The 20,463-nt window shown below is 50.1% G+C and carries 19 protein-coding genes; 18 read left to right on the top strand and 1 reads right to left on the bottom strand.

The features are described 5' to 3' along the window. Positions 1-132 precede the first annotated feature (132 nt). From ABIA61_RS24825 to ABIA61_RS24775, 11 genes are all read left to right on the top strand, one after another. Positions 133-1,281, top strand: coding sequence for a resuscitation-promoting factor (locus tag ABIA61_RS24825; RefSeq protein ID WP_283654046.1), 1,149 nt, complete (start codon positions 133-135; stop codon positions 1,279-1,281). 146 nt (positions 1,282-1,427) lie between these two features. Next, positions 1,428-1,973, top strand: coding sequence for a ribonuclease M5 (gene rnmV / locus ABIA61_RS24820; RefSeq protein ID WP_404581391.1), 546 nt, complete (start codon positions 1,428-1,430; stop codon positions 1,971-1,973). 7 nt (positions 1,974-1,980) lie between these two features. After that, the gene (gene rsmA / locus ABIA61_RS24815; protein WP_044646030.1) at positions 1,981-2,865 is read left to right on the top strand and encodes a 16S rRNA (adenine(1518)-N(6)/adenine(1519)-N(6))-dimethyltransferase RsmA; all 885 of its coding nucleotides are present in this window, start codon (positions 1,981-1,983) and stop codon (positions 2,863-2,865) included. A gap of 148 nt (positions 2,866-3,013) precedes the next feature. After that, positions 3,014-3,910, top strand: coding sequence for a sporulation peptidase YabG (yabG, locus tag ABIA61_RS24810; RefSeq protein WP_283656357.1), 897 nt, complete (start codon positions 3,014-3,016; stop codon positions 3,908-3,910). 201 nt (positions 3,911-4,111) lie between these two features. Beyond that, positions 4,112-4,390 (top strand): biofilm formation stimulator Veg, encoded by a 279-nt coding sequence (gene veg / locus ABIA61_RS24805; protein WP_044646031.1) that lies wholly within the window; start codon positions 4,112-4,114, stop codon positions 4,388-4,390. 164 nt (positions 4,391-4,554) lie between these two features. After that, entirely contained in the window at positions 4,555-4,734 is a 180-nt protein-coding gene (locus ABIA61_RS24800; RefSeq protein ID WP_283654048.1) for a small, acid-soluble spore protein, alpha/beta type, read from the top strand. A 156-nt stretch (positions 4,735-4,890) separates the two neighbouring features. Next, positions 4,891-5,745 (top strand): 4-(cytidine 5'-diphospho)-2-C-methyl-D-erythritol kinase, encoded by an 855-nt coding sequence (gene ispE / locus ABIA61_RS24795; RefSeq protein WP_283654049.1) that lies wholly within the window; start codon positions 4,891-4,893, stop codon positions 5,743-5,745. Between the two features lie 185 nt (positions 5,746-5,930). Then, on the top strand, positions 5,931-6,770 hold the full coding sequence (gene purR, locus ABIA61_RS24790; protein WP_283654050.1) for a pur operon repressor: 840 nt from the start codon (positions 5,931-5,933) through the stop codon (positions 6,768-6,770). Between the two features lie 163 nt (positions 6,771-6,933). After that, complete coding sequence (gene spoVG, locus ABIA61_RS24785; RefSeq protein ID WP_007428016.1) at positions 6,934-7,221, top strand: septation regulator SpoVG; 288 nt, start codon at positions 6,934-6,936, stop codon at positions 7,219-7,221. 344 nt (positions 7,222-7,565) lie between these two features. Further along, positions 7,566-8,963, top strand: a complete 1,398-nt coding sequence (glmU, locus tag ABIA61_RS24780; RefSeq protein ID WP_283654051.1) for a bifunctional UDP-N-acetylglucosamine diphosphorylase/glucosamine-1-phosphate N-acetyltransferase GlmU — start codon at positions 7,566-7,568, stop codon at positions 8,961-8,963. 59 nt (positions 8,964-9,022) lie between these two features. Continuing rightward, positions 9,023-9,976 (top strand): ribose-phosphate diphosphokinase, encoded by a 954-nt coding sequence (locus ABIA61_RS24775; protein WP_014279037.1) that lies wholly within the window; start codon positions 9,023-9,025, stop codon positions 9,974-9,976. A gap of 68 nt (positions 9,977-10,044) precedes the next feature. Here ABIA61_RS24775 and ABIA61_RS24770 read toward each other — a convergent pair whose 3' ends face one another. Beyond that, positions 10,045-10,245 (bottom strand): hypothetical protein, encoded by a 201-nt coding sequence (locus ABIA61_RS24770; protein WP_283654052.1) that lies wholly within the window; start codon positions 10,243-10,245, stop codon positions 10,045-10,047. A gap of 75 nt (positions 10,246-10,320) precedes the next feature. On the opposite strand from ABIA61_RS24770, the gene pth reads away from it, so the two are divergent. From pth to yabN, 7 genes are all read left to right on the top strand, one after another. Further along, the gene (gene pth / locus ABIA61_RS24765) at positions 10,321-10,881 is read left to right on the top strand and encodes an aminoacyl-tRNA hydrolase (RefSeq protein ID WP_283654053.1); all 561 of its coding nucleotides are present in this window, start codon (positions 10,321-10,323) and stop codon (positions 10,879-10,881) included. Positions 10,882-10,968: 87 nt separating this feature from the next. Beyond that, positions 10,969-11,199 (top strand): anti-sigma-F factor Fin, encoded by a 231-nt coding sequence (gene fin / locus ABIA61_RS24760; RefSeq protein WP_025682476.1) that lies wholly within the window; start codon positions 10,969-10,971, stop codon positions 11,197-11,199. Positions 11,200-11,405: 206 nt separating this feature from the next. Continuing rightward, positions 11,406-14,933 carry a transcription-repair coupling factor gene (gene mfd / locus ABIA61_RS24755; protein WP_283654054.1) on the top strand — a complete coding sequence of 1,176 codons (3,528 nt, stop codon included), beginning with the start codon at positions 11,406-11,408 and terminating at the stop codon, positions 14,931-14,933. Then, on the top strand, positions 14,917-16,035 hold the full coding sequence (locus ABIA61_RS24750; RefSeq protein WP_283654055.1) for a peptidylprolyl isomerase: 1,119 nt from the start codon (positions 14,917-14,919) through the stop codon (positions 16,033-16,035). Before mfd ends, ABIA61_RS24750 begins: the two co-directional genes overlap by 17 nt. A 167-nt stretch (positions 16,036-16,202) precedes the next feature. Next, positions 16,203-16,745: a stage V sporulation protein T gene (gene spoVT, locus ABIA61_RS24745; RefSeq protein WP_044646039.1), complete on the top strand. Its 543-nt coding sequence runs from the start codon at positions 16,203-16,205 to the stop codon at positions 16,743-16,745. Positions 16,746-16,887: 142 nt separating this feature from the next. Beyond that, positions 16,888-18,693: a putative polysaccharide biosynthesis protein gene (locus tag ABIA61_RS24740; protein ID WP_404581390.1), complete on the top strand. Its 1,806-nt coding sequence runs from the start codon at positions 16,888-16,890 to the stop codon at positions 18,691-18,693. A gap of 161 nt (positions 18,694-18,854) precedes the next feature. Further along, a complete protein-coding gene (yabN, locus tag ABIA61_RS24735) occupies positions 18,855-20,360 on the top strand; it encodes a bifunctional methyltransferase/pyrophosphohydrolase YabN (protein ID WP_283654057.1) in 1,506 nt (501 codons plus the stop codon). Positions 20,361-20,463: the final 103 nt, after the last annotated feature.

The raw sequence follows: 20,463 nt of genomic DNA, 5'->3' as shown, positions 1-20,463 counted from the left end.
ATGCCGCGAAGACGGGTACATGGTGCAGGACAGTCGCATTACGGGCTTGTCTTGTAGAAAATCTGTTATAGTCACGTCAATCTCAACTATGTCTTACTCCAGACGGCGGGCTATGTAAGGAGGACGGAGGAAATGGGCATTTTCCAAAAAGAGGAGACCCATGAGTCACGCTCATCCAGCATGTCTTACGTATTGCGTTGGAAGCAAGAAAATGTGCGCCAGGCTGCTTTGGTTGCTATTTTTCTAATCGCACTAACGATTATGATTTCAATTCTGGTGTACACTGAATCTAAAAAACAGGTCTTTTTTGTCATCGATGGTAAGGCATCTGCGGTAGAAACCCGACAATCCCAGCTCCAAGATTTGCTCAAAGAGCATTCTATTTCACTTCAGCCGCATGATACGGTTTCGATGCCGCTGAACGGAGCAGTACAGGATGGGGATCGCGTAGTCATCAAACGTGCCAATCAGGTCAAAGTATCCTTAGCCAATGAGACGAAAAAATTGTACACAACAGAAAATACAGTAGAGGGTGCCATTCGCACCTCGGGCTATAAATTATCGTCAAATGATAAAGTTTATCCTGCTCTGGATGCTTCTGTTTCGTCTAACATGGACATAAAAATCATCCGTGTGAAGAAACAGCAGGTCGAACAGAAGCAACAGGTACCTTATCAGGTCATCAAAACGGCCGATCCAAGTCTCTATAAAGGCGATAATCGGGTCATCCAAAGCGGTAAAACGGGTGTTGTGGTCCAGCATGTTCAAAAGGTATACCATGACGGAAAATTGGTATCCAAGCAGCTGGTAAACAAGGAAGTCGCGCAGAATCGTGTGGATAAGGTGATTGCGGTAGGAACGAAGAAAAAGCCGGTCGTTCTGGCTGCTTCCGTCGGTCCTGAAGATGCCGTTAAGGCAACACGGGTTAGTTCGGACAATGCTGTCCGTAAAGCAGGTGTGAATTTTAAATATAACAAAGTATTACAAAACGTCTCCATGACGGCGTATTCGTCACAGGAGCCAGGTATCGGTACACGTACCGCATCCGGCACGCGTGTCACGGAAGGACGCACCATCGCTGTCGATCCGAGTGTGATTCCAATCGGCTGGTGGGTGTATATTGAAGGGGTGGGCTTCCGCCGTGCGGAGGATACCGGTGGCGCAATTAAAGGCCACAAAATCGATGTGTATTATGAGAGTTTGAGTCAAGCCAATCAGTTTGGTCGGAAGCACGGTAAAACCGTATATGTGATTGGACCAGTGAAGCCTGAAATGAACTAAAAACGTGTTGTATATGTTTAGGGCAATGCGATAGTATTAACATCATAGTTATGCATGCTAAGAAGAGGATACCCTCTTCTTATTTTGTTTTCAAAAGCTGGGAAAGATGAATATAGCTGACTGTGTAGCAGTGGAGGGAAACGCAAATGATCAAGGAAGTGATCGTGGTAGAGGGTCGGGATGATACGGTGGCTATTCGCCGTGCTGTCGAAGCGGATACGATAGAAACGGGGGGCTCCGCCATTAATAAAATGACGCTGCGCAAAATTGCGCTGGCGCAGGAGCGGCGGGGTGTCATTATTTTGACCGATCCCGATCATGCAGGGGAGCGTATCCGCAAAATTATTGCCTCCAAGGTGCCCGGCTGCAAGCAGGCCTTTATACCAGAGGCAGAAGCGACGCGTAAAGGGGATATTGGCGTGGAGAATGCCTCGCCTGAAGCGATCAGACATGCTCTCGCACGGGTGCATACGACGGTGGAAGGGGCCGATCCGCTAATTGATTGGGCGGACCTGATTGACGCCGGACTTATCACCCACCCGAATGCTGCTGCACGACGTATGACTTTGGGTAATGTGCTGGGCATTGGTTACTGTAACGGTAAGCAGCTACATAAACGGCTCGCTGTGTTCCAGATCAGCCGTGAGGAATTTGCCGGTACGCTGGCACAAATTGAAAGTGAAGGATTGTGATATCCGTATGACAGGGATTCAAGATATAGCAACACCACGGCGCACGAAGGAAATTATTCAGCGGCACGGGTTTTCGTTCAAAAAGAGTTTGGGACAAAATTTTCTGATTGATCAAAATATTCTGAACAAGATCGTGAATGCTGCGGGATTGGACGAAACGAAGGGCGCACTTGAGATCGGTCCGGGGATTGGCGCTTTGACTGAGAAGCTGGCGCAAACGGCCAAGGTAGTTACTGCTGTGGAAATTGACCAGCGGCTCCTGCCTATTCTCGAAGAGGTGCTGGCCCCTTATGAGCATGTGAAGGTACGCCATGGGGATGTGCTAAAGCTGGATTTGCGAGAGGTGTTCGCTTCCGATTTTGCCGGGGTTAGTAAAGTGAGCGTCGTCGCTAATCTGCCGTACTACGTCACTACACCGATTCTGATGAGGCTGCTGGAGGACAAGCTCCCTCTGGAGAATATCGTCGTCATGATCCAAAAGGAAGTGGCTGAGCGTATGGCTGCGTCTCCTGGGACGAAAGATTACGGCAGTTTGAGTATTGCAGTGCAATATTACAGCGAACCCGAATTGGTCTGCATCGTACCGAATACGGTATTTATTCCCCAGCCGAATGTAGAATCGGCGGTCATCCGTTTGCGTGTGCGGGAAGTGCCTCCGGTAGAGGTGGTGGACGAGCAGCATTTCTTCGAAGTCGTACATGCTTCATTTGCCCAACGTCGCAAGACCATTTCGAATAACCTGAAAAGCCGCTTCTTTACCAAAGAGAACAGGGACACGCTGGAGCCGCTGTTGCTTCAGGCAGGCATAGAGCCTTCCCGTCGGGGCGAGACGCTGAGTATCGAGGAATTTGCGCGTCTGAGCGCTGTGTTGCTGGAAGCCGGGATTTCCTGATCTGACGCAAGAGCTATCGCTTAGCAGCAGTCAGAGAGTCTCTGGTTGCGCTTTGCACGGTTGTGGCTGGTTTGTATTAGCTCCTGAGCATGATAAGGAACCAAACTGTGCATTCACCCATACGATATGGGAGGGGTGATACAGTGTGATGATTTTAGGAGACTTGGTCGTTCGAAAATCGTATGGCGGAGATGTCACGTTTCGCGTTGAGGACATCCAGCGGGATAAAGCGATCATTAAAGGGACGGAATTTCGGCTGCTTGCCGATTCCCCTGTGAACGATCTGGTCAAGGTGCCTGCAGACCAGATTAGCGGGAAGACACGGCAGGCCCATATTAAGGCGGATGAGTCTCTCAATCTGTTGCAGCAGGCACGGCAGAAGCAAGCAGCCCGCAGTCAGGCGGCTTTGATCGGGGAGTGGAGTGATCCGGTGGAGTCGACGTATTTTGAAATGCCCGGCAAGGTACTTCATCTGGATGGGGACCCCGGCTATTTGAAAAAATGTCTCAGCTTATATGAGCAGCTTCGCGTTCCTGCAGAGGGACATCATGTTCACGAATCAGCTATGGCCGACACGTTGTATCGGCTGCTTCCCCGTATTCGCCCGGATATCGTAGTCATTACCGGACATGACGGGGTATTGAAGCAGCCGCAGCCTTATGATTTATATAGCCTGAAAAGCTATAAAAATTCGCAAAATTTTGTGGCGGCGATCCAGGTAGCGAGACAATATGAACGTCATCTGGATTCATTGACGATTGTGGCGGGAGCGTGTCAGTCCCATTTTGAAGCGCTGCTGCGTGCAGGAGCGAACTTTGCCAGCTCACCAGGGCGTATCCTGATTCACGCGCTGGACCCGGTATATGTGGCTGCCAAGGCTGCCTTTACGTCGATCCGTGATACAGTCAACATGGGCGACTTGTTTCATCAGACGATCAGTGGCAGCCGTGGAGTGGGTGGTATCGAAACCCGGGGAAGCTATCGTATCGGTCTGCCGAAGCTGGAAAATTTGTCGACTCTTAAAGTAACGCCTTCTGCAATCTAAGGTTTGAACCTGTTAAATAGGATTTATCTGGATAAAAAGCCTCTGGGCACAGGGGCTTTTTGGCATTTTTATACGCATTATTCCTGTTCGCAAAAAATTAAATTGACAACTTATTTTTCGGGTTGATATAATATTTAGCTTGATTTGACATTGTCTCTAAAATTCGTTATAATGGACAAGGAAAGAGGTGGTCGTTAGGCAATGGCTAAAAATACGCTGTTGGAAATCAAACGCAGTCTCGACGCACATGTAGGGCAAAAAATTTTGCTGCGGGCTAACGGCGGACGCCGTAAGACCGTCGAACGAACTGGTGTCTTGGAAGAAACGTACCCTTCTGTTTTTATCGTCAAGCTGGATCAGGAGCAACAAACGTTCAAACGTGTCTCCTACAGCTATGCTGACATTCTTACCGAGTCGGTGGAAGTTACCGTCTATGATCCCGACTCCCATACAAGTGTCGAATGTTTTGACACACCTTAATTGATTTTATGTAATCTATACCGGCTTTGCAGGTTTAACGGCGGCTTCGTCATTCCAAATGACGGGGCCGTTTTGTATATATGGGGCAGGATGAAGCATCGCGTCTTTGCGCATACTAAGGCGGGAATGATCTTCCTTATTCCACTGCCGAAGGAGGCGTATGCATGAGTCGGAGAAGACGAGGTGTCATGTCGGAAGAGCTTAAGTATGAGCTGGCTAAGGATCTTGGATTTTACGATACGGTCAAGGAAGAGGGCTGGGGAGGCATTAAAGCCAAGGATGCGGGCAATATGGTGAAGCGGGCCATTCAGCTTGCAGAGCAGGCAGCTTCCCGCAAATCGTAGCCATCGTTAGTGCTTCGGTAGTACTGATGAAAAAGCGGGGATCTCCGGTTTTATACCGGGTGGTCTCCGCTTTTTTGAACCTCATGACTTGACACGCTGAGTCTGATATAATATGTTAAGCTGTCTTGAGGGAAAAGTTGAAGGTGGGTGAACGCCTTGAAAATATACGAAAAAGCACCGGCAAAAATTAATTTAATGCTTGATGTATTACGCAAACGGGATGACGGATATCACGAGGTTGAAATGATTATGACCATGGTCGATTTGTCTGATCGTTTGACCATGTCCGAGCTACCACGTGATACCATTATCATTTCAAGCCAAGCCGGGTACATACCGCTAGATGAGAAAAATCTGGCTTTTCAGGCCGCGCGTCTGATTAAGGAACGTTATGATGTCTCTACGGGCGTGCATATCCATTTGGACAAGCATATCCCGGTAGCTGCAGGGTTAGCAGGCGGAAGCAGTGATGCCGCGGCAGCGCTGCGTGGGCTAAACAAGCTGTGGAAGCTTGGCATTTCGGATGCTGAATTAAGAGTACTGGGCGCTGAGCTTGGTTCTGATGTGCCCTTCTGTATTACAGGTGGTACGGCTTTAGCGAGTGGACGCGGGGAATTGCTTAGGCCACTTCCGAATCCACCCCAATGCTGGGTAATTCTCGCGAAGCCGCCGATTAATGTATCGACGGCTGAAGTGTACGGACGCGTTAAAGCGGATCAGATCACGCATCACCCGTCTGCCCGGCAGATGGAGCAAGCGATCCGCAACGCTTCTTTTACCGATGTATGTAATGCGCTCGGGAATGTACTGGAGGATGTCACACTTAAGCTGTACCCGGAGGTGGAGCATCTTAAAAACTCTATGATTCGATTAGGAGCGGATGGGGTGCTGATGTCAGGTAGTGGTCCTACGGTGTTCGGGCTGGTGTCGAAGGAAGTCAAAGTACCGCGCATTTATAACGGACTCAGAGGATTCTGCAAGGATGTGTACGCAGTACGACTTCTGACCTGATTATGGTTATTTATTTCTAATTTTAGTGGTATTTGTTGTACAAATACGTACGAAGATGATATATTTACTATTAAATATTCGGATTTTACTATATCACTTGCATTCCGCCAGCAGCCGGCCAGTCCGCCGGTGCTTTTACTGTACGAAGCGGGCGGCAGGAGAAGAATAGATCGCGAGGAATTGTTGTGAAAAAACTTAAAAGAAGCTCACGATTGGTGGAAATGACACAATTTTTGCTGTCACGGCCGCATACCCTGGTGCCTCTTACGCATTTTGCGGATCGTTATGGGGCGGCTAAATCGTCCATAAGCGAAGACCTGGCTATTATCAAGGAAGTATTTGAGGATGAAGGCATTGGTGAGCTTCTGACGTTGGCGGGAGCGGCAGGAGGCGTCAAGCTGATTCCAAGACTGTCCAAGCAGCATGCACTCACATTTGCGAATGACCTGTGTGCACAGCTGGAGCAGCCGGATCGCATCTTACCCGGAGGATATCTGTATCTGTCGGATCTGCTGGGTCAACCGGCGATGATGAATGAGGCTGGTAAAATATTCGCTACTGCATTTGCCAACAGACAGATCGATGTAGTCATGACGGTAGAGACCAAAGGGATTCCGCTTGCCTATGCAACCGGGGCACAGCTGAACTTGCCCGTTGTCCTCGTACGGCGTGATCATCAGGTAACGGAGGGCTCGGCAGTGAGTATTAATTACGTCTCAGGGTCACAAAAGAGCCTGCATACGATGTCATTGTCCAGACGGGCGATGCGCGAGAAAGCGCGTGTACTCATCGTGGATGATTTTATGAAGGCAGGTGGCACGATTCAGGGGATGGTTGACTTGCTGGCTGAGTTTGATGCTGAGGTAGCCGGAGTAGGTGTGCTGGTAGAATCGGGCGAGGTGGAGAATGGAGAACGCTTGCTGCACGATTATATTTCACTGGCGAATCTGACCGCGGTCGATTCTCGAAGCAAGCAAATTACAGTCAAGCTGGGGAATTATTTTGATGAATCTACAGGTCAGTAAAATGTCACATTTCATCAAAAAATACCTAAATATGTCGAAAAGAAATCTTTTCAAAAAAATTACCTGAATTTAGGATACGTTTTGTCCAAAAAAAGAAGGAATTCGAAATGCTGTGTGGAATGTATACACCAAGTCCTATTTGGAAAAAGGTGGTGAAACACACATGCAGATTACGGATGTTAGACTCCGCCGAGTGAACTCAGAAGGAAGAATGAAGGCGATTGCATCCATTACGATTGATAACGAGTTTGTAGTTCATGACATCCGGGTTATCGATGGTAATAACGGGATGTTCGTGGCTATGCCTAGCAAACGCACCCCGGACGGAGAGTTTCGCGATATCGCTCATCCTATATCTTCAGGGACCCGGGAGAAGATCCAGGCTGCTGTACTAACTGAGTACGAACGCGCAGCGGTGGATGAAGAAGTAGCTATTGAAGAAGGCGCTTAATTCGCCTAAAGCAAGATTGGGGTACAAAAGAAAAAGAGGGCCACAAACTGTGGCTCTCTTTTCTTTTTGTCTGGAATGAGATATATTCTTTAATGAGTTAACAGTCAGTTTTAAGGCAACTTGGAGCCATCCGGGCTGCCGAAGCGACTTTTTCATAAGACAGGGATCAAGCAGCAATGCATCCCGGGGATGAATGTCCAGCACAAGCTGGCCTGAAAAAATAGCCATTAACTAAAGGTTCGCCGTTATTTTTCAGGAGGATGTGAAAAGGTAAGAAAAATCTGATCTGGAAATTAACGTTTTAGCCAAAGGGAAATTGTTATTTTCAGGATAGGAGGTTGGACTTGTTGGAAAGGTTGGCAGTCATTCTTGCCGCAGGGCAGGGAAAACGTATGAGATCCAAATTATATAAAGTTCTGCATCCGGTATGCGGGAAACCGATGGTCGGTCATGTACTCGACACGGTTCGTGACATTGGAGTGTCCCGCAGTGTGGTGATTGTGGGTCACGGTGCGGAAGCGGTACAGTCTTATTTGGGACCGTCGGCAGAATATGCGCTTCAGGCTGAGCAGTTGGGAACGGGGCATGCTGTCAAGCAGGCCAAAGACTTGCTCGGTCAGGAGAACGGTACGACCATTGTCATCTGTGGAGACACCCCCTTGATTACAGCGGAAACACTGGAGGGCTTGGTGCAGCTACATGAGAGTCGGGGAGCGGCCGCAACAATTCTGACCGCTGAGCTGGACGACCCTAAGGGATACGGCCGGGTCATCCGTGATGCTGCGGGAGCAGTGCTCAAGATCGTGGAGCAGAAGGATTGCTCACCTGAGGAAGACGCTGTTCGGGAAATCAACACGGGAACGTACTGCTTTGATAATGCCAAGCTGTTCGCAGCGTTGGACAAAGTAACCAACACCAATGCACAGCAGGAATACTACCTGACAGATGTCATTGGTATTTTGCATGGCGAAGGCGAGAAGGTTGAGGCATATTTAACAGATGATGTGTCGGAATCCATCGGTGTGAATGACAGGGTCGCTTTATCAGTGGCTGAGGGATACATGCGAGAACGCATTGTGCGCAAGCATATGCTGAACGGTGTGACCATCATTGATCCGTCCTCTACCTACATCGAGAGCGAGGTTGTCATTGGCTCCGATACAGTGCTGTATCCAAACACATGGCTGCGAGGTCAAACACAAATCGGTGAAGATTGTGTGATTGGTCCGCAGACTGAGATTCAGGATACCCTTATTCATTCGGGCGCAACGGTGAAACATTCGGTGTTGAACGAAGCTGAGGTGGGCAGCAGTACATCTGTGGGTCCGTTTGCCTATCTGCGTCCGGGTGCGAAGCTGGGCGAGCATGTGAAGATTGGTGATTTTGTTGAGGTGAAAAATGCGACCATTGGTGATCATTCCAAGGTGTCCCATTTGAGCTATGTCGGTGATGCCAAGGTAGGTACAAACGTTAATATCGGTTGTGGGGCAATAACGGTTAATTATGATGGGTATAATAAATCTATTACAGAAATTGAAGATGATGCCTTTATTGGCAGTAATGTGAATCTGATCGCCCCGATTAAGATCGGAAAAGGTGCTTATGTCGTAGCAGGCTCCACCGTAACACATGCTGTCCCTGATAACGATCTGGCCATTGCCAGACCGCGTCAAGAGAACAAAGCCGGATATGCGGATAAAATCCGCGCGCGTGCCAAAGCGAAGAAGAAAAGATCGGAATAACCTTAATCAGCAAGCTGTTGGATCTGTAATGAATGAATCAGCACGGAGGGTTTCTATAAATGACTTATTGCGATTCCAAACTCAAAATATTTACTTGTAACTCCAATCCGAAGTTGGCCCACCAGATTGCGGACTACATCGGAATTCCAATGGGGGAATCCCATACCACATCGTTTAGTGACGGTGAAATTCAAATCAAACTGTCTGAAAGCGTGCGCGGTTGCCACGTATACATTGTGCAGTCGACTTGTCTGCCGGTTAACGACAACTTGATGGAGTTACTGGTTATGATTGATGCACTCAAGCGGGCTTCCGCCAAAAGCATTAATGTCGTTATGCCATATTACGGCTATGCCCGTCAGGATCGGAAAGCACGTTCACGTGATCCGATCACGGCGAAGCTTGTCGCTAACCTGATTGAAAAAGCGGGTGCTCACCGCGTAATCAGTATGGATTTGCATGCGATGCAAATTCAGGGATTCTTTGATATTCCGGTGGATCATATGTTCGGCGCGCCAATTCTGGCCCAGTATTTCCGTTCGAAGCAGATTGAAAACCCGGTTGTCGTCTCCCCTGACCACGGCGGTGTTGTGCGTGCGCGGAAGTTAGCGGATTTCCTGAATGCCCCGCTGGCCATTATCGACAAACGTCGTCCTGAGCCGAATGTTAGTGAAGTAATGAACATCATCGGAAATATTGAGGGTAAAACCGCTATTCTGATTGATGACATTATTGATACAGCGGGAACCATCGTGCTGGGCGCGAATGCGCTCAAGGAAGGCGGCGTAACGGACGTGTATGCGTGCTGTACGCATGCCGTGCTCTCCGGGCCTGCTATGGAAAGACTGGAGAATTCACCGTTAAAAGAGGTGGTCGTGACGGATACCATTCCGATCGTTCACCCCAATCCGACAAGCAAGCTGAAGGTATTATCTGTGGCTCCATTAATGGGAGAAGCCATTATCCGTGTGCATGAGGAATTGTCAATCAGCAAACTGTTTGAAATCGAATAAGCGCTGGCTCATTAAAAAAGGGGTTGCCTTTTCCAACTGGAAAAGGTAACCCCTATCAGCATGTCAGGCTAAAAGCCCGGTCTGGATATAAATGTGAAGCGCTGACGATTGTATAGCGTGTCCTCCATTTCGACAAAATGCTCGTTAAAACGCACAATGATGCCAATCTGGATATGTACATTCCCGTCATAGACTTGGACAGGAACCGAATGTTTTAAATGATATAGAAAATGGCTGTCATATAAGAGGATATCACCCTGATTGAGCATACCAGCACGCACCTTCCTGTTCAGTATAACTATTTTACCAAAAAATCAAGACTTCGAAAGAGGGTGTCACGGTTTATGAAGTGGATTGTAGGATTGGGCAACCCCGGTCCCCAATACGAAAAAACGAGACATAATGTTGGATTTATGGCGCTGGATGCTCTGGCCGCCCGTCATAACATCCAGATTAACCAAAGCAAATGCAAGGCATTGATTGGAGAAGGACATATTGGCGGAGTAAAAACCGTGCTGATCAAGCCGATGACCTATATGAATCTCTCAGGCGAGTCTCTGCGTGCTTATATGGACTATTACAAAGCGAATATAGATGATTTGGTCGTAGTTTATGATGATCTGGATACAGAGGTCGGAAAAATAAGACTCCGGTATCAAGGCAGTGCAGGTGGTCATAACGGGATCAAGTCGATTATCCAGCATACGGGCACACAATCCTTTAATCGGGTTCGTATGGGCATTTCCCGCCCTGAGCCTGGCTACGCCATCGTGGACTATGTTCTGGGAACCTTTCCGAAGAAGGAGAAGGAATTGCTGGCTGGAATGATAGAGGACACGTGTGATGCTTTGGAATACAGCTTGGGTCATCCTTTTGAACGGACCATGGCTGAATTCAATAAGTAAGGTCCGTAGCAGGCAGGATGGGCTTAAATGGAAGTTTGTTGGACATACTGAAAGGTATAGAAAACTTTCAGGAGGCATATACATTACATGATTGTGAATTATGTATGCAGACATTGTCGAACTTTCTTGGGACGGATTGATTCCGCAGCAATAACCGAAGAAAGGTTGGGCTTCCATTCCTTGACCCCTGCCGAACGTAGAGATATAATAGCGTATAATTCGGGCGGTGAAGTGACCGTCAAAGTCATTTGCGAGCATTGCAACCAGGCGCTGGAAAATAATCCGGAGCTAAGCCTGCTCGTAAATCCGCTCCAATAACAGGTATTCAACTGGTCTCATGTACCAGCTTGAGAGGTGAGGCGGTAATCCCGCTTATGGAGCCTTGGCAGCCTTGCTGAGGCTTCTTTTTCAGTTTGCTGCTCTCTCCCAGAGTAAGCATGTAATACCTGTTGCTATTCAGTTACATGCCGTTATTGTGAATAAATTTACATGCAACTATTTATAAGCATAAAGGGGTGCCTTTTTTGTTACAAGCACTTATTCAGGCTTTTACCAAGGATGCTGATTATGCATCCATTGCAGCAGGTATTTCATCAGGCATGAAGGAACAGCTCATATCTGGTTTATCGGGCTCTTCCCGACAGGTACTGATGGCCGCGCTTGCCGAAGATACCGGACGACCGATTCTGGTCATGACGCACAACATGTTTGCCGCTCAAAAAATAGCAGATGATTTGCAGGAAGCGCTTCCTCCAGAACGGGTTTTGTTGTACCCCTCGAATGAGCTGGTAGCTGCTGAGGCCGCCATATCCAGCCCGGAGACGCTATCCCAACGAATTGAAGTATTGATACGATGCGCCCAGGGTTTTCGTGGGATTGTTGTCGTGCCGTTTTCTGGTGTCCGGCGTTTGCTGCCGCTTCCAGAGACATGGCGTGAAGCCCGAATCGAGCTGAAAGAAGGCGAAACGATCCAACTGGAGCCGTTTTTGCTGCATATGGTCGAGATGGGGTACCAGCGGGTGGAGCGTGTAGAATCACGTGGAGAGATGAGTGTCCGTGGCGGGATTATCGATTTTTATCCGATGACAACCCGTTGGGGCTACCGCGTGGAGCTGTTCGATGATGAAATTGACTCCATCCGTATGTTCGACCCGCAAGATCAGCGTTCGGTGGAAAAGGTGCAGGAAGTTACCGTAACGCCGTGCAAGGAAGTCATAGCGGATAACGCTCGTATGGATCAGGCGGCAGATGCCGCAGCGATTCTGTTGGAGGAGCAGCTCGGCAAAATGACAGACCGTCAGGCCAAGCTGCATCTGAAAGAAGAGATTCACCGCGAAATTGAGCTGCTGCGTGAGCATGTGTATTTTGACGAAATCTATAAATATATCTCGCTGTTGTATCCCGAACGCAAAACCTTGGCAGATTACATGCCGGAAGACACCATTCTGATTATTGATGAACCGGCGCGGATGCTGGAAACAGCCAAGCAGCTCGAACGGGATGAGTCCGAATGGAATCTGCATTTGCTTCAAAACGGTAAAACGTTACCGCAGCTGGAGCTGTCGGATAACGTGGACAATCTGCTATATAACCGGAGATTCCAGACGTTGTTCCTGTCGATCTTTCTCCGTCAGGTTCCGCATACGCAGCCGCAAAATATTTTGAATTTCATCTGCCGGGGCATGCAGGATTTCCACGGTCAAATGAATGTGCTCAAGGCAGAAATGGATCGCTGGCGCAAGGCGGGCACGCAGGTTATGATGCTGGCGAGTGGAGACGAGCGGCTGGATCGGATGCGTCGGGTGCTTCAGGATTACGGTATTGATGAACCAACGATGGCTATTGGCAATTTGCAAAGCGGTTTTGAGATGCCATCTATTCATTTGGCAGTGATTACTGAGGGCGAAATGTTCTCGCAAAAGCAACGCAAAGCACGCAAGCAGGGCCGCCATGTGGACAACGCAGAACGGATTAAGAGCTATAGCGAGCTGAAGGTGGGCGACTATGTTGTACACCAGAATCACGGGATCGGGAAGTACATGGGAATCGGCACGCTGGAGGTTGGCGGTATCCATAAGGATTACATGCACATTCTCTATGCGGGCGGCGATAAGCTGTCTGTACCGATTGAGCAGATTGACCTGATTCAGAAGTATGTCGGCTCAGAGGACAAGGAACCTAAGATTTACAAGCTGGGCGGAAATGAATGGACACGGGTGAAGAGCAAGGTTCGCAGCTCCGTTCAGGACATTGCTGATGATTTGATCAAGCTGTATGCAGAACGGCAGTCAGCGCCGGGTTTTGCCTTTGAAAAGGATTCACCGGAACAGCAGGAATTTGAGGATATGTTCCCGTATGAAGAGACACGTGACCAGATTCGGGCAATTGAAGAGATCAAGAAGGACATGGAGCAGAGCCGTCCGATGGATCGTTTGCTGTGTGGTGATGTGGGCTACGGCAAGACAGAGGTTGCCATTCGCGCTGCGTTTAAGTCGGCTATTGAGGGCAAGCAGGTGGCCGTGTTAGTACCGACGACGATTTTGGCACAGCAGCATTATGAGACGTTCCGTGAGCGCTTTTCCGGGTATCCGTTCAACATTCAGGTGTTGAGCCGTTTCCGTTCGCGCAAGGAGCAGAATGAGACGATTAAAGGGGTTCGTCAGGGGACGGTCGATATTGTCATTGGCACCCATCGCTTGCTGTCGCAGGATCTGGTGTTTAAGGATCTGGGGATGCTCATTGTCGATGAGGAGCAGCGGTTTGGCGTGACGCACAAGGAAAAGCTGAAAAAGCTGAAAACGAATGTGGACGTGCTGACGTTAACGGCTACGCCTATCCCGCGTACGCTACATATGTCTATGCTCGGGGTTCGCGACTTGTCGGTCATTGAGACACCGCCAGAAAACCGCTTTCCCGTGCAGACTTATGTTGTCGAGCACAGCCAAACGTTGGTGCGTGAGGCGATTGAACGCGAGATGGCACGCGGAGGACAGGTGTACTACCTGTATAATCGCGTACAGGGTATTCAGGAAATGGCTGCCGAGATCAATGCGCTTGTGCCGGATGCCAAGGTGGGCGTGGGTCACGGCCAGATGTCCGAATCCGAGCTGGAGAAGACCATTTTGGACTTCCTGGACGGTGAATATGATGTACTGGTCAGCACCAGCATTATTGAGACCGGGGTGGATATTCCGAATGTGAATACACTCATCGTGCATGATGCCGATAAAATGGGGCTGTCCCAGCTTTATCAGCTGCGTGGGCGTGTAGGCCGTTCCAACCGGATTGCCTATGCTTATTTTACGTACCAGCGGGATAAGGTGCTGACGGAAGTGGCAGAGAAGCGTCTTCAGTCGATCAAGGAGTTTACGGAGCTGGGCTCCGGGTTCAAGATCGCGATGCGCGATTTGTCGATTCGTGGAGCGGGGAATTTGCTTGGTGCAGAGCAGCACGGATTCATTGCATCCGTCGGTTTTGATCTTTACTCGCAAATGCTGGCTGAGGAAATTAATAAGCGCAAGGTTAGCGTGCTTGGAGAAGAGGATCTGTCGAATCGAAATTGGAGTACGTCCATTGATTTGGGCGTGGATGCTTACCTGCCAGGAGATTATATTTACGACAGTATTCAGAAGATTGAGATTTATAAAAAGGTTGCAGCAGTCAGCACGTTTGACGAGGCAATGGAGCTGGAGGATGAGCTGGTTGACCGCTTTGGTGATTTGCCGGAGGCTGTGCGTCATTTGTTGGCTGTAGCCCGTCTCAAGGTATACGGACGCATGTATGGCATTGAGTCCATTGTCCAGCGGGATGACAACATCGTGTTGAAATTCCACGAAGGGCGCCAGCAGGCGGTACAGACCGCCAAACTTGCGGAGATTGGCAATCGCTTTGAAAGACGTGTACAATTTGAACAGGGCACTCCTATGAGCGCACGCATCAAGGGCAAAGGTCTGGATGATCCACAGATACTAGAGCTGCTGGAGCAATTTTTGAGTGCACTAAAAGATGCATTCACATTGAAGGAGGAACTGCAAAATGTCACAACCAAATAAAAGAAAACCTTGGAGAATGCTATCGGTGGCCATTGCCGCGGTGCTGGCTATATCGGTGCTGGCAGCATGTACGAAGCAAGCCGAGGAGAGTAAGGTCAAGGACCAACCGAAGGACAGCAGTAAGGTTGTCGTGACCTACACTGGCGGAACCATTACGGAAAATGAGTTTAACCAGGAAATCAGTATGATGAAATTCCTGTATCCGGAATATGGAGCGATGCTTGCTTCGGATCAGGTGCGGGAGCAAATTGCCAAGCAAGAAGTGGTGTACAAGCTTCTGGCTGAAAAAGCAGACGATAAGTCCAAGGAACAGGGCGCCAAAGAAGGAACCGAACAACTGGAGCAGTATAAGAAGTCGGTCGGAGATGCTAAATTCAAGACATTTTTAAGTGATCAAAAGCTGACTGAGCAGGGTGTGAAGGATTACTTTACCCGTGTGATGACGGTGATCAACAGTGAGACGAACAAAGTGACGGACGATCAGCTGAAACAGGAATTTGAGAAAAACAAAGATCAATTCACGACAGCAACCGTGCGTCATGTACTGATTAATTTCCAGGATCCAAAAACGAAAAAAGAACGCAAAAAAGAAGATGCTCTCAAACTGGCCAAAGAAGTGAAGGCGAAGCTGGATGGCGGGGCTGATTTTGCGACGATTGCCAAGAAATACTCAGAAGATCCGGGTTCGGCTTCCAATGGCGGTTTGTATGAGAATGCATCCGTAGCTCAATGGGTGCCTGCATTCAAAGAAGCAGCTGAGAAGCAGCCGATCAATAAAATCGGAGATCCGGTGGAAACAGAATACGGATATCACATCATCAAGGTGGAATCCCGCAATGAGCCTACGTTTGATAAATTGAAGGACAACGAGAAGGCTGCGCTGAAAAACAAGCTGGCTGGTGAAAGTATTCAAAACTTTACCGAGAAGGATTTGGCCAATCTTGATTTGAAAATTAATCTGCCGAAGGTACCTGCCACGCAAGAGAAAAGCGGCACCACACCGGGCGCTGGAAGCACAACTACGCCTGAGGGCACTACAAATGGCACCACTGATACCAAAGCAGGAACAGCCAAGGACGGAGCTACAACCGAAGGTAAATAACTGAACATGCATAAGGAATTGGGAACAGATGAATACTATGGTCAGATATCACCATAAACACCATGACCGTGACGTTCTTCGTGACCGCTTCCGGGGGAGCGGAAGCGTCTTTCGATACCGTCAGTAGTTTACTAAATTCTTCTTGAGAAAGTGGGGCAACATGTGAAATGAAAGCTACTGGTATAGTTCGCCGTATTGATGATCTGGGGCGGGTAGTTATTCCTAAGGAAATTCGCCGCACCTTGAGAATTCGTGAAGGAGATCCGCTTGAAATTTTTGTGGATCGTGACGGAGAAGTCATTTTGAAAAAGTATTCACCTATCGGTGAACTTGGTGATTTCGCCAAAGAATACGCTGAGTCCCTGTTTGAAAGCACAGGCCATATTACGATGATTACCGACCGGGACACCATTATTACGGTGGCCGGAGGCTCTAAAAAAGAGTTTCTGGACAAGCCGATCGGCAGCATTATCGAAGGTAGTATGGATAATCGCAAAACGGTACTGGAAACAGCCAGCGGCTCCTATGAGCTGACCCGAGACCACGAAGAAACACTCTCGTCCTTTGTGGCGGCTCCCATTGTTTCGGGTGGTGATCCTATTGGTTCCGTTGTGTTACTGAACAAGGACGAAAACGTGAAAATGGCCGAAATGGAGATCAAAATGGCTGAAACAGCCGCTGGTTTCCTCGGTAAACAAATGGAACAGTAATCCCCCGGTCCGACCCTGTAAGACGTACTGAATGGCGAAAGCCGTCTGTCGTCTTGCAGGGCTTTTTTTCTTTCCAGAGAAAGAGGCGGTATAATAGGACTCGTGAAAGATGCATATTTCAGGTAGGAGTGGGGAACGGACGATGCAGGAAAATCGCGCCGCTTCGCGGCTGCTACGGGGTGCTGTCATTTTGACACTGGCGGCGGTAGCGAGCAAGCTGATCGGTACATTGCAAAAAATCCCGCTGCAAAATATCGGCGGTGACGGCGTTTTCGGTATTTATAATACGGTTTATCCTTTTTATACGCTGTTGATTACCATTGCCGCTGCTGGATTTCCGGCAGCGATATCCAAATTTGTAGCTGAGTATGAGGCGGTGGGAAACCGGGCCGCAGGGCAACGTGTAGCCCGGTTATCCTCCCTTGTATTGGGCATGTTTGGTGTGATTCTGGGTGTGCTGATGTATACGTGCGCACCGCTGATCGGTCAGTGGATCGACAATGCTCATGTCATTCCCTCGGTGAGGGCGGCGGCTTTTGCCTTTTTGTTCGTGCCGGTTATGGCAGGGCTAAGGGGATATTTTCAGGGCTTGCAAAATATGATCCCGACCGCTGTCTCCCAAGTGACGGAGCAGACGGTACGGGTGGGTGTGATGATCATGCTGTTGCTGCTTATGCTGTCGCAAGGAGCCGGACCCGATATGATTGCTGCCGGGGCTGTTTTTGGTTCTGCGGCTGGCGGGGCAGCGGGTCTGGTCGTCATGCTGCTATTCTGGCGCAACCACAGGAAGAAGCTCAGAAGGCAAGGGAGGCTGTCTGAGCAGGCTTTGCAGGTCGCTGGGAAGACAGAACAGATGGGCATACAGGAGACTGCGTCTGGACGTTCTGGCGTCATAGAGAGAACGACGGACGATTTGGTGAGTGGCAGTCGTGCTGTCGTATCAGGTGTGCTAGAGAGTGCAGCCGGGACAGCGCAGGAGCAGGCTGGAGGAGCCTACCGGACAGAGAGCTACGGTGCTTTACTAAAGGCATTGCTTCGTTATGCCCTGCCTGTTTGCCTGGGAGCGCTGGCCGTTCCGCTGATTAGTTTGGTGGACACGTTTACGGTACCTCGCTTGTTAAAGCAGGAGGGATTGGACGATACAGGAGTTATGGTGGCCTTCGGTGTCTATAACCGCGGTCTGCCGCTTGTACAGCTGGTGATGATGTTTGCCACCACGCTGTCGGCATTGTTCATTCCGTCGTTAGCGGAAGCCCGGGTAACGGGCGGCACGGAGCTGGCGCGCCGCCAGTGTGAGCAATCGCTGCGCTGGTTCTGGCTGTTGGGACTAGCGGCCGCGACAGGCTTAATTGTGCTGGCGGTGCCCGTCAATGTGATGCTGTACGCGGATGACACCGGCAGCGGAGTCATGCGCTGGATGGCGCTGACTGCCGTAGGCGGCACGCTCAGCATTATCTCGGCGGCGCTGCTGCAAGGGCTGGGGGCAGTTCGCGCCCCAGCCTTGGCGATGCTCGCCGCAGCCGCAGCCAAGGCGTTGCTGAACTGGCTGCTCGTGCCGCAGCTGGGCACGGCTGGCGCAGCCATCGCGGGAGCCGCCGCCTATCTGCTGGCAGCGGCGATCAACATCGCGCTGCTCGCCCGCCTGGCGGGGCTGCGCTGGAGCTGGTCCGCCAGCGTGCTCAAGCCGGCGGTACTGCTTGTCGCCTTGGCCTGCGCAGCTGCGGCGGCGATGTGGGGCACCGGCGCCGCGCTGGGTGCCTTGGGGTGGGCCGCCGGAGGCCGTGCCACGGCGGCGGCGGAAAGCCTGCTGGGCGTAGCCGCAGGCGCCGTGGTGTTTGTGATCGGCCTCGCACGCTTGAGGCTGATCACGGAGGCGGAGCTTGCGGCGGTGCCCAAGCTCGGACGCCCGCTGGCAGCCGTGCTGCGCAGACTGCGCGTGCTGGCGTAGCCCGTAGCTATGCCGCTTGCGGTTGCGCGGCGGGGTAGCCATTTTATGAGCCTGTATATACTTTGTGGTATAGTAGTGCCAAAGCAAAGGAAGCGGAAGCAGGCAACGCGCCGTATATTTACGGAGTGTGTGCCACGTTTCTGCGGAACGGAGGATTGGACATGAGCGCAATACTAACAGTCGTAGGATTAGGCTCGGGAGACCCGGATCAGCTTACGATAGGGATATTGAACAAAATGCGGGGCGCTTCGGCGCTGTATCTGCGGACGAAGGAGCACCCGGCAGTTAAGGTGCTGGATGAGTTTGGAGTGGCCTTCGAGTCGTTTGACACCGTGTATGAGACCAAGGAATCTTTTCCAGAGGTATACGAGGAAATTACCATTCAGTTGATAGCAGCGGCCGCTAAAGCTGCCGACGGAAGCGAAATCGTCTATGCGGTTCCGGGTCACCCGATGGTAGCGGAAGCGGCAGTACAATTGCTCAAAGAGCGTTGCCCTGCGCAGGACATTAAACTGAACATCCTTGGCGGCGAAAGTTTTCTGGATGAAGCTTTTGTGCGTCTTGGTTTTGACCCGATTGAAGGTTTCCAGTTGCTGGACGCAGGTACGCTGGATGCGAGCTGGCTTCAACCTCAGTTGCACACGCTGATCGGACAGGTATATGATACGTTTACGGCTTCAGATGTGAAGCTGTGTTTAATGGAGCGCTATCCTGATGACTATGAGGTCTACGTTGGTCATGCGCTTGGCGTGGAGGGCGAGGAAGCGGTGCATAAAGTGCCACTGTACGAGCTGGATCGGGTGGAGGGCTACGGAAACCTGTCTCTGGTGTACATACCGCGTAGTGAGGATGATGCGCTGAAACGGCGTTCTTTTGACCGCCTGCATGAGATTGTTGATATTTTACGCAGTCCGGAAGGTTGTCCATGGGACCGGGAACAGACGCATCAGTCGATCCGCAAAAATCTGATCGAAGAAACCTATGAAGTCATTGAAACGATAGATGAGGACGATCCTGATCACATGAAGGAAGAGCTGGGCGATCTGCTGCTGCAAATTTTGCTGCATGCCCAGATGGAAGAAGAAGTTGGAACCTTCAATGTGTATGATGTGATTCAAGGGCTGAATGACAAGCTCATTTTCCGCCATCCACACGTGTTTGGAGACAATCAGGCGAAGGATGCGGAAGAGGCGCTGCAAAACTGGGAGCAGATGAAAGCCGAGGAAAAGCGGATGAAAGGCACAGCTTCAGCACAGCCTTCCGTACTGGATGGTGTCCCTCGTGATTTGCCTGCGCTCATGAAGTCGTACAAGCTCCAGAAAAAGGCGGCGAAAGTAGGCTTTAACTGGGATGGCATTGAAGGCGTATTCGACAAATTGGACGAAGAAGTGGCTGAGCTGAAGGAAGCGGTCCGCGAGGGACATTCCGTGGAGGCGCAGTTGCTGGAGTTGGGCGACGTGCTATTCGTTGCTGTGAACGCGGCCCGTTTTATGGGAGTTGATCCAGAAGAGGCACTGTCCGCCACCAACCGCAAATTTATGGACCGATTCCAGTACATTGAGAAAAGATTACGCGAGCAGGGACGACGTCCCGAGGATAGTAGCGTGGATGAGATGGAGACGTACTGGCAGGAAGCGAAAAAACTCTTGGCAGATCTTAGGCCGTAAAGGCGGCAAATGCCCGTGTGGAGCGTGTCCATTTGAGGAGACTTGCCAATGGGGAGGCTTTTGTAGTAGGATGTTGGCTTAACTGGGGTCGAATTAAAAAACG

Origin of the sequence: Paenibacillus sp. RC21, from assembly GCF_044907935.1 — a bacterium.
Classification (GTDB): Bacteria; Bacillota; Bacilli; order Paenibacillales; family Paenibacillaceae; genus Paenibacillus; species Paenibacillus terrae_A.
Note: the sequence above shows the minus strand (reverse complement) of the source record. Positions and strands in the feature narration are given on the sequence as shown.